The following is a 9,544-nucleotide window of genomic DNA, read 5'->3' as shown; positions in this document are numbered from 1 at the left end:
GACACCATCGTGCTCATCACCGGGGATACGGATTTGGCGCCTGGAGTGAGGACGACAACGCGGCTGTTTCCTACAAAAAGAATCTGTTTCGGATTTCCATACAAACGAAAGAACAATGAACTCGCCCAGTTGGTGTCGGTCTCGTTCCAGATCCGCAAGGAACGCTATCTGGCCCACCAGTTCCCAGATCCGGTAACTCTTCCCAGCGGACGATTGATCGCCAAACCGGACGAATGGTGAACAGGATGCCCAGCGCTTCGTCCGCAGCAGCTGACTTCGTGGTCGCCGGCGCCGGCCCCGCCGGCGTCTTCGCCGCCATCCGCTGCCGCGAGCTGGCCCCAGCGGCCCGCGTGATCGTCCTGGAGCGCGGCCGCGAGCCGCTGCGCAAGGTGCTGATCAGCGGCGGCGGCCGCTGCAACGTGACGAACGTCCGCACCGACCCGCGCGAGCTCGCGACGTTCTACCCGCGCGGCGGCCGCGAGCTGATGGGCCCCTTCTCCCGCTTCGGCCCGGCCGAGACCGTCGCCTGGTTCGCGCGGCACGGCGTCGAGCTGCGCGCCCAGCCCGACGGCCGTTTCTTCCCGGTCACCGACTCCTCGCACACCGTCGTCGACGCCCTGCAGCGCGCCGCCCGCGACGCGGGCGTCGAACTGCGCCTGGGTTGCGGCCTGCGCTCGGCTGCCCGCGACGCCGATGGTGGATTTACCCTGGAGACCGACGCCGGCCCCCTGCGCACCCGCGCGCTGCTGCTGGCCACCGGCGGCGGCAGCGGCAACGCCGGCTGGACCGCCGCCGCGGAACTCGGCCACACGGTCGCGCCGCCGGTGCCCTCGCTCTTCACTTTCCGCTGCCGCGACCCGCGCCTGCGGGACCTGGCCGGCATCGCCTTCACCGACGCCGAGGTGCGCCTCGCCGGCACCAAGCACCGCCGCCGCGGTCCCCTGCTGGTCACCCACGACGGGCTGAGCGGCCCCGCCGTGCTGCTGCTTTCGGCCTGGAGCGCGCGCGAGCTGCACGCGCTCGACTACCGCTTCGACGTCCTGGTGGACTGGATCCCGGCGGTCGCCGAAGCCGCCGTCGGTGAGGCCCTGGCCGCGGCGCGCCGCGACCACCCCCGCCGGCAGGTCCGCACCCTGGCGCCGGTCGTCCTGCCGCAGCGGCTGTGGGAGTCCCTGGTCGACGGCACGGCCATGCCCGACGGCCGCATCTGGGCCGAGCTGACCCGCGACGAGGCCGCCACCCTGGCCGATGATCTCAAGCGCACCCACCTGTCGATCGACGGGCAGTCGCCGTTCAAGGAGGAGTTCGTGACCTGCGGCGGGGTGGCCTTGCGCGAGGTCGACCCGCGCACCTTCGCGAGCCGGCTGGTGCCGGGACTGTACTTCGCGGGGGAGCTGCTGGACGTCGACGGGGTGACCGGAGGGTTCAACTTCCAGGGTTGCTGGACGACGGGGTGGCTGGCGGGGAGCGCCGTGGCGAGTCACCTTCACGATGGGTGATATCCAAAAAATGATCCATTAAAATACATATAAGAGCGATTTTGAGGGTCCGCCCCGTCGTCAGCGCTGGCACACCGGGCAGAAATGCGTCCCCCGTCCCCCCACCACGATCCGCTCCAACTCGGCCTCGCAGTCCCGACAGGGCTCCCCGTCCCGCTGGAACACCCGCAGCTTGCGCCGGAAATTCCCGGGCTGCCCGTGGAAGTCCCGGAAGTCCAGGAACGTGGTCCCCCCGTGCTCGACCGCCAGCCGCAGCACCCCGCGCACGGCGTCGAAGACCCGGCGCAGCTCCGCGTCGTCGCAGTCGGCGGGTCGCCGCAGGGGGTGGATGCGGGCGCGGAACAGGGCCTCGTCGGCGTAGATGTTGCCCACCCCGGCGGCGACCCCCTGGTCCAGCAGCACGGACTTGAAGGGGGCGCGCCGGCGGCGCAGCCGGTCGGCCCAGGCGGCGAAGCGGATCTCCAGCATGTCGGGCCCGACGTGGTCCAGCGCCGACGGGTTCTCGGCGTCGTCGACCAGGGTCCAGCGCCCGAACTTGCGCACGTCGCGGTAGCGGACCTCGCGGCCGTCGAAGTCCAGCACCAGGTGCACGTGGCGGTCGGGGCGGTCGGCGGGCTCGAACAGGACCTGGCCGGTCATCCGCAGGTGGAGCATCAGGTGGGCGGGCGCGGGGTCGCCCTGCCCGAAGGTCAGGACGAGGTACTTGCCGCGGCGGTGGACGCGGTCGAGCGTGCGGCCGAGCACGGCGCCTCGCACGGCTGCCGCCGAAGGCTCCACGCAGACCGCGTGGCGCACGCGCATCCCGGTCAGGCGCTGGCCCGTCAGCGCAGCGCGCAGGGCGCGGGCGACGCTCTCGACCTCCGGCAGTTCGGGCACGGCTAGAACCCCCGGTCCTTCTTGATGCGGTCGTAGGCCGCGTTGATCTTCTGCAGCATCTCCTTGCCCGACTGCAGGAACTCCTCGGGCATGCCCTTGCCCTGCAGGATGTCGGGATGGTACTCGCGCGCGAGGCGGCGGTAGGCCTTCTTGACCTCGTCGTCGGTGGCGTCCGGCGCCACGCCCAGCGCCTCATAGGCGGTTTCCAGGCTGTCCTGCACGGGCGCGAACAGGGCGCGGCACTCCTGGTAGTCGCGGTCGGTGAGGCCCAGGTCGCGGGCGATGCCCCGGATCATCTCGTCCTCGGCCTGGTGCATGCGGCCGTCGGCGTGGGCGATCTGCAGCAGCAGGGTCACGATCAGGCGCAGCCGATCCGGGGCCTGGCCCATGACGCCGCGCACCTGGCGGGCGAAGTCGCCGGCCGGGATGGGGCTGTCGCGGGCCTCGTCGAAGATGCGGCCGGCCATCCGGCGGTCCTCCGGCGACATCCGCAGGTGGTCGCGCAGGAAGGCGTCGAAGGTGCGGATCTCCGCCTCGGAGACGTGCCCGTCGGCCTTGCTGACCTTGGCCGCCAGGCTGATGACGGCCACCAGGAAGGCGGTCTGGGTGTCCTGGACGCCGGCGCCGCGGGCGCCCGTCCGCACGACCTGGGCGCTGGTCTGCGAGCCCAGCGCGCCCCCGATGATCATCCCGAGCGGTCCGCCCAGCATGAAGCCGACCGTGCCGCCGAACAGCGCGCCGAGCAGGCCCATTCCCGTCCGTCCTTCCTCGTCCGACCCTGCGATCCATGTTCAAGCCGTTCCCGGAACGGCCGATGATAGTCCCTGCTGTTGCTGGAGTCCACTCGCGCGGGATTTCGAGGGGCGGTCGGGCCTGCCGACCGGGGAGGGTGCCGCTGATGGCCGGCGAAGCGCACGACGTCGTGTTCGAGCAGTTGCAGATCCAGAGGATCCGCGACGAGATCCTGCCGCTGTTCACCCGCCTCGCCGACGGCGAGGAAGTGTTCTACGACAACCTCTGCCTGGGCCGCTCCCGCGACCCCCTGCGGTCCGGGCCCGCGATGTGCTTCGTCTCCGGCGAGCGCCACGAGCGCTGCTGGCAGCGGGTGCGCGAGAGCCGCCGCCGCTCCCATCCGGACACGCTCTGCTTCCCCATCGATTGCGAAGAGTGTCCCGTCTACAAGGACGCCCGCCCGTCGATCGTCGAGGAACTGGGCGAGGAATTCAACAACATGGTCCACCTGCTGCGCCGCAACGAGCGGGAGGTCCACAGCGCCATGAACTTCACCCGGGACCTGGCCAGCTCGCTCGAGGACCTCGACCTGGAGAACCACCGCATCCGCGAGCAGATGAACCTCGACCCGCTGACGGGCCTGTTCAACCGGCGCTTCCTCGACGAGAGCCTGGAGCACGAGGTGCAGCGCTGCCAGCACCGCCGGCGCCACCTGTCCCTGCTGATGCTCGACATCGACCACTTCAAGACCTGGAACGACCTGCACGGGCACCTCGAGGGCGACCGCATGCTGGCGAGGTTCGGCAAGCTGCTGCGCGCCTCGATCCGCGACTACGACCGTGCCTTCCGTTTCGGCGGCGAGGAGTTCGTCGTCCTGTTCCCCGACACGGGCCTCGACGACGCCATCACCGTAGCCGAACGCATCCGGATGCGCTTCGAACAGCTCGTGTTCACCTTGCCGGTCACGCGCGAGTTCCCCGAAGGGCGCGACTCGCGGACCATCAGCGGCGGGGTGGCCGGCTACCGCGAGGGCCTGGGCGCGATGGAGCTGCTCGAACTGGCGGACCAGGCCCTCTACTGCGCCAAGAGTTCCGGGCGCAACCGCATCGAGAGCGTGCCCCTGCACGTGGTCGTCTGAGCGCCGCGGACGCCCCCCTCGTTGACGCGGCCGTCTTTCGCGTGTACTCATCTACTTCTCGTCGCCGGCCCCGGGCCGGCCCGCCGCCGCCTTCGGTGAAAGGGATCCGGATGGACGTCTTCACGGCTGTCGCCGAGCGCCGCTCGATCAAGAAGTTCGACCCCGCGCACCGCATGTCCGAGGACGAGATCCGCCGGCTGATGGAGGCGGCGGTGCTGTCGCCCACCTCGTTCAACCTCCAGAACTGGCGCTTCGTGCTGGTGGCCGACCAGGAGCGCAAGGAGCGGCTGCGCGCGATCGGCTGGCGCCAGGCCCAATTCGCCGAGGCGTCGCTGGTGATCCTGATCTGCGGCGACCGCAAGGCCCACGCCCGCGACCCCGGCCGCTACTGGCGCCACGCGCCCGAGGCGGCCCGCGCGGCGATCGTGCCCCTGATCGTCGGCGCCTACGAGGGCCGCGAGGACCTGCAGCACGACGAGGTCCTGCGCTCCGGCGGCATGGCCGCGCAGACGATCATGCTCGTGGCCAAGGCGATGGGGTACGACACTTGCCCCATGGTCGGCTTCGACTTCGCCGAGGCCGCCGCGCTGGTCAACCTGCCGCCCGACCACGAGATCGTCATGGCCGTGGCCGTCGGCAAGCGCCGCGAGCACCCCCAGCCGCGCGGCGGCCAGCTGCCTCTGGAAGAGGTCGTGATCCGCGAGCGCTTCCCCGACGCCTGACGCCCGCACCCGCACGGAGGGTCCGCATGGCCGCAGCCGATCCGTCCGCCCGCCGCGAGCGCGCGGACATCCCCGAAGACCAGACCTGGGACCTGAGCCGGATCTACCCGGACTGGGAGGCCTGGGAGCGCGATTTCGCCGCCGTGTCGGCCGACCTGGAGGGGATCGCCGCCCTGTCCGGCAGCCTCGGGCGGTCCGCCGCCGCGCTCCTGGAGGCCACCGAACGCGTGCTCGACGTGCGCCACCGCCTGGAGCGGGTCCACGTCTACGCCCACCTGCGCAGCGACGAGGACACGCGCATCGGCGCCCACACCGAGCGCAAGGGGCGGGCGGACACCCTCGGGGTACGGTTCGCCGAGGCGGCGAGCTGGTACGACCCCGAACTCCTCGCCCTGGACGACGCAACCCTGGCGGTCTGCCGTGCGGCCGAGCCGCGCCTGGGCCTCTACGACCACCACTTCGCCGACCTGCGACGCAGCCGTCCCCACACCCTGCCCCCGTCCGAAGAGGCGCTGCTGGCGGCGGCCGGTCAGATCTCGCGCGGCGCGTCGACGATCTTCGGCGCCCTGGACAACGCGGACCTGGTCTTCCCCGCGATCCGCGACGAGGCGGGCCGCGAGGTCGCGCTGACCAAGGCCCGCTACCAGAAGTTCTCCCGCTCGCGCGACCGGCGCGTGCGCGAGGAGAACTTCCGCGCCTTCCTGGACACCTACGGGCGCCACCGCAACACCTTGGCGGCCACCCTCGACGCCAACGTGAAGAACCACGTCTTCTTCGCCCGCGCCCGCCGGCACGCCGGCACGCTGGAGGCCGCCCTGCACCGCAACGCCGTGCCCGTGCCGGTCTACCACAACCTCGTGGCCGCGGTGCGCGCGCAGCTGCCGCTCGTGCACCGCTACACGCGGCTGAAGCGCCGGGTGCTCGCCCTGGAGGAGCTGCGCGACCACGACCTGTCGGCGCCCATGTTCCCCGACGGCGAGCCGACCTACACCTACGACGAGTCCTGCGGGCTGCTCCGCGAAGCTCTGGCGCCGCTGGGCGAGGAGTACCTGGAGATCGTGCGCCGGGGCCTGGCCGAGCGCTGGATCGACGTCCACGAGAACGCCGGCAAGCGCAGCGGGGCCTATTCCAGCGGCATCCACGGCACCGACCCGTACATCCTGCTGAACTGGAGCGGCCAGCTGCGCGACACCTTCACGCTGGCCCACGAGATGGGCCACTCCCTGCACAGCTGGATGGCCACGCACTCGCAACCCTATGTCTACAGCGACTATCCGATCTTCACCGCCGAGGTGGCCTCGACCTTCAACGAGCTGCTGCTGCAGCGGCGGCTGCTGGCGACGACCACCGACCCGGCCCGCCGCCTGTCGCTGCTGGACAACCACCTCGACCAGATCCTGGGCACGGTCGTGCGCCAAACGATGTTTGCGGAATTCGAGCTGGCGGTGCACCGTATCGGCGAGCAGGACGGCACGTTGACGGCGGACCGCCTCGACGAGCTGTACCTGGGCCTCCTGCGGGACTACTGGGGGCCGGAGGTCGTGCTGGACGAGGCGCGCAGCGCCCGCACCTGGAGCCGCGTTCCGCACTTCTACTACAACTACTACGTCTACCAGTACGCGACCGCGTTCTCGGCCTCCACGGCCCTGGTCCGCCGCGTGCTGGAGGGCGGCGAGACGGAGCGCGGGGAGTACCTCGGGTTCCTGCGGTCCGGTTGCAGCCGCCACCCCGTCGAAACGCTCCTGCGCACCGGCGTCGACGTGACGACGGACGAGCCGGTGCGCGACGTGTTCCTGGTCTTCGGCGCGCTGATGGACGAGATGGAGGCCCTGCTGGCCGTGGAGGATCGTCGATGACCGCGAGATTCCCGCTGCGCGCCGCCGCCTGCCTGGTGTTCCTGGCGCTCCTGGCGTTCTTCGCCGGCTGCGGCGGCAAGGACAAGCAGGACCGCACCGCGACCGGTGACGTCGGGACCGCCGACGCGGGACGCGCGACCGCCGACACCGCGCCGGACGTCGTCGACAACGGCCTGAAGCCCATCGAGACCGCCTCCAGGTTGGCCAACCCCGACGGCGAGTTCATCGCGACCTGGCCGTCGGGCTGCGCCCGCATCCGGACGCGGGCCGTGCCCTCGTCCGCGGGCGACGGTCGCGACGCCGTCGTGCGGGCGGAGTGCTACCGCGAAGGCGACACCTCCCACGGCTGCTCGGTCAGCGTCTGGTTCGAGCGGCCGGACGGCGGCTCCCTGACGGTCGAGGACGTCACGGCCGCGGTCGCCCGCGGCATCAGCGACCGCCGCCTGCAGATCGTGCGCCAGACCCCCGTCATCCGCGACGGCATGGAGGGCGTGCTCGCCCTCTGCCGCGAGGCGGGCGGGACCCGCTCCGCCTGGTACGAGGGCTACCTCCACCGCGGGCGGATGCTCGTGGTGACCGCCTGGAGCGAGGACGACGCCCTGTTCGAGGATCCCGAGATCCGCGACTTCTTCCGCTCGGTCACCCTGACCTACTGATTGGACCTACTGATCGCCCCCCGCCGAGGTTGACAGCGCCGCTCCCGGCGTTATTGTGATCCAGACAAACATTTCTTGTTTATCCCGAAGGGGCGGCCATGGCCGAGCAGCAGCTCAGCGCCAGCCAGGAGGACTACCTGGAGGCGATCTCGCACGTCATCGACGAGAAGCGCGTCGCGCGCTCGAAGGACCTGGTCCAGCGGCTCGGCGTCAACAGCTCGTCGGTGACGCAGGCCCTGCGCATCCTGTCCCAGAAGGACCTCATCCATTACGAACCCTACGGCGTGGTGACGCTGACGGCGGCCGGCGAGACCCTGGCCCGCGACGTGATCCGCAGGCACCGGGCGCTCAACGCGTTCTTCGTGCGCATCCTGGGCGTCGACGGTGCCACGGCCGAGGACGCCGCCTGCAAGATGGAGCACGCCATGCCCCGGGTCATCGTCGAGCGGCTCGTCCAGTTCATCGACTACACCGAGCGCTGCCCGCGCGGCAGCGCCGAGTGGGTGGAGGGGTTCGGCTACTTCTGCCGCGCGAAGTCCGAGCAGGATCCCCACTGCCAGGCCTGCGAGCTGATCTCGCCCCCGCAGGGCGCCGGCGACGCCTGACGCGACCGGGTGGCGGTCGCCCCGATTGCCCCGGCCGCCCGGCTCGGGTATCATGGGGTGGTCCCCCCCGCCCTTCCCGGGCGGCCGCCCCGAAGGAGGTGCCGTGACGTCGACAGACACCGGCGGACCGGAAGACGGCATGGCGCAGCTGCCCCGGCGCCCGGCGCGGGTGATCGTCACGCCGCTCGCCGCCTCCCTCCGGCACTCCCTCGACAAACGAGATGTCCAGCGCGTGCTCGCGGTGCTGCCGGACGAGTCCGTTGCGGGCCTGCGTTCGGTCAGCCTGCTGGAAACCCTGAGCGACGATCAGGGCCGGCTCGTCCTGGGCTCTTACCGCCGGCCGGGGTTCGTGCGGCTGCACGCGACGCCCGCCGGCCCCTGGCACGTGCCCGCCCTCACCGCCGACGAAGCGACGGAGCTGCGCCGGTACGGCGCCCAGGTCGCGCACCGCGGCAACAGCAACCTCGTCACTTGGACGCCCGGATCCCTGCGTCTGTTCACGGTCGTGAGCGTCCTGCTGCCCGGCATCGCCCGCCATCACCGCGAACGCCTCGGCCACGCCGAACCCGGCACCGTCGTCCGCAAGCTCGGCGACTCCTCGCCCTGGATCGTCTCGGACCTGGCCCTGGCCCAGTGGTCGATGTTCCTCGGTTCGGAAACCGCGGGCCCCACGGCGATGCGGGCGGAATCCTGATAGTCCTGGCCCTGATAACGGGGTGTGTGCTAGGTTCGCCGCAGGTTCCGAAATCACCTGTCGCAGGAGGACGACGATGAAGACATGTTTGCAATACGGCCGGGCCTGGATGCTGCTGGCCGGCCTGCTGGTCCTGGTCCTGGGCGCCGTCCCCGCGCTGGCGCAGGACGATGACGGGGGCGACCTCGAAGCCCTGCTCGAAGACGTGGGCGAGCAGTACGCCCGCGGCTACCTGGCTCCTCTGGTCACCGGGATGGGCGCCAACCAGAACAGCGCCCTGTTCCACACCGCGGCGATCCCCGGCACGCGGTTCACGCTCACCTTCGGCCTGAAGGCCATGGGGACCAAGCTCGACGAGGAGGCCAAGACCTTCCAGACGGCCGAGCGCGTGACCCTGGACGAGCGCTACGGCATCGACCCGCTCGATCCCCGCTACGGCGAGGAGGGCACCCTGGTCATGAGCGGTCCCTCGGTCTTCGGCAGCGAGGACGAGACCGGCACCATCACGGCCTACTACGCCGGCCTGCCCGTCTACACGGCCGATGGCATCGAGAGCCTGGTCGACCTGGACTACGTGCCCCTGGTCATGCCCCAGGCCTCGGTCGGCGGCATCATGGGCCTGCAGGCGACCGTGCGCTGGCTGCCGGACATCGACGCCGGCGACGTCGGCAAGATCAAGCTGTGGGGCTTCGGCCTGGCGGCCAGCGCGAACTACTGGCTGCCGATGCTGCCGGTGGACGTCTCGGTCGGCTACTTCAAGCAGAGC

11 protein-coding genes are annotated in these 9,544 nt (G+C 71.0%); 9 read left to right on the top strand and 2 right to left on the bottom strand.

Going from position 1 to position 9,544, the window contains the following annotated elements:
* Together Q7W29_14285 and Q7W29_14280 are read left to right on the top strand one after the other, a co-directional pair.
* Positions 1-240: hypothetical protein (locus Q7W29_14285; protein MDO9172991.1), on the top strand; the 240-nt coding region annotated here is incomplete at its 5' end.
* A 5-nt stretch (positions 241-245) separates the two neighbouring features.
* Entirely contained in the window at positions 246-1,499 is a 1,254-nt protein-coding gene (locus tag Q7W29_14280; GenBank protein ID MDO9172990.1) for an NAD(P)/FAD-dependent oxidoreductase, read from the top strand.
* Between the two features lie 60 nt (positions 1,500-1,559).
* On the opposite strand, the gene mutM is transcribed toward Q7W29_14280, so the two are convergent.
* Complete coding sequence (gene mutM / locus Q7W29_14275; GenBank protein ID MDO9172989.1) at positions 1,560-2,375, bottom strand: bifunctional DNA-formamidopyrimidine glycosylase/DNA-(apurinic or apyrimidinic site) lyase; 816 nt, start codon at positions 2,373-2,375, stop codon at positions 1,560-1,562.
* Between the two features lie 2 nt (positions 2,376-2,377).
* Positions 2,378-3,127 (bottom strand): co-chaperone DjlA, encoded by a 750-nt coding sequence (gene djlA, locus Q7W29_14270; protein ID MDO9172988.1) that lies wholly within the window; start codon positions 3,125-3,127, stop codon positions 2,378-2,380.
* Positions 3,128-3,273: 146 nt separating this feature from the next.
* Here djlA and Q7W29_14265 point away from each other — a divergent pair, with 146 nt between their 5' ends.
* The 7 genes from Q7W29_14265 to Q7W29_14235 form a co-directional block, all read left to right on the top strand.
* Positions 3,274-4,245, top strand: coding sequence for a GGDEF domain-containing protein (locus Q7W29_14265; GenBank protein ID MDO9172987.1), 972 nt, complete (start codon positions 3,274-3,276; stop codon positions 4,243-4,245).
* Positions 4,246-4,355: 110 nt separating this feature from the next.
* Complete coding sequence (locus Q7W29_14260) at positions 4,356-4,967, top strand: nitroreductase family protein (protein MDO9172986.1); 612 nt, start codon at positions 4,356-4,358, stop codon at positions 4,965-4,967.
* 26 nt (positions 4,968-4,993) lie between these two features.
* Complete coding sequence (gene pepF, locus Q7W29_14255; GenBank protein MDO9172985.1) at positions 4,994-6,823, top strand: oligoendopeptidase F; 1,830 nt, start codon at positions 4,994-4,996, stop codon at positions 6,821-6,823.
* Positions 6,820-7,479 (top strand): hypothetical protein, encoded by a 660-nt coding sequence (locus Q7W29_14250; protein MDO9172984.1) that lies wholly within the window; start codon positions 6,820-6,822, stop codon positions 7,477-7,479. Before pepF ends, Q7W29_14250 begins: the two co-directional genes overlap by 4 nt.
* 98 nt (positions 7,480-7,577) lie before the next feature.
* Positions 7,578-8,084, top strand: coding sequence for a metal-dependent transcriptional regulator (locus tag Q7W29_14245; protein ID MDO9172983.1), 507 nt, complete (start codon positions 7,578-7,580; stop codon positions 8,082-8,084).
* A gap of 103 nt (positions 8,085-8,187) precedes the next feature.
* On the top strand, positions 8,188-8,778 hold the full coding sequence (locus Q7W29_14240; GenBank protein MDO9172982.1) for a hypothetical protein: 591 nt from the start codon (positions 8,188-8,190) through the stop codon (positions 8,776-8,778).
* Positions 8,779-8,854: 76 nt separating this feature from the next.
* Positions 8,855-9,544, top strand: a 690-nt coding sequence (locus Q7W29_14235; protein MDO9172981.1) for a hypothetical protein, incomplete at its 3' end; no start/stop codon positions are given.

This window comes from bacterium (assembly GCA_030654305.1).
Classification (GTDB): Bacteria; Krumholzibacteriota; Krumholzibacteriia; order LZORAL124-64-63; family LZORAL124-64-63; genus PNOJ01.
This window is presented reverse-complemented; position numbering and strand designations above follow the sequence as displayed.

Coding starts and splice junctions, on each gene's coding strand:
- Q7W29_14245 (MDO9172983.1), top strand. CDS start 7,578: ATGGCCGAGCAGCAGCTCAGCGCCAGCCAGGAGGACTACCTGGAGGCG.
- pepF (MDO9172985.1), top strand. CDS start 4,994: ATGGCCGCAGCCGATCCGTCCGCCCGCCGCGAGCGCGCGGACATCCCC.
- Q7W29_14260 (MDO9172986.1), top strand. CDS start 4,356: ATGGACGTCTTCACGGCTGTCGCCGAGCGCCGCTCGATCAAGAAGTTC.
- djlA (MDO9172988.1), bottom strand. CDS start 3,127: ATGGGCCTGCTCGGCGCGCTGTTCGGCGGCACGGTCGGCTTCATGCTG.
- Q7W29_14265 (MDO9172987.1), top strand. CDS start 3,274: ATGGCCGGCGAAGCGCACGACGTCGTGTTCGAGCAGTTGCAGATCCAG.
- Q7W29_14250 (MDO9172984.1), top strand. CDS start 6,820: ATGACCGCGAGATTCCCGCTGCGCGCCGCCGCCTGCCTGGTGTTCCTG.
- Q7W29_14280 (MDO9172990.1), top strand. CDS start 246: ATGCCCAGCGCTTCGTCCGCAGCAGCTGACTTCGTGGTCGCCGGCGCC.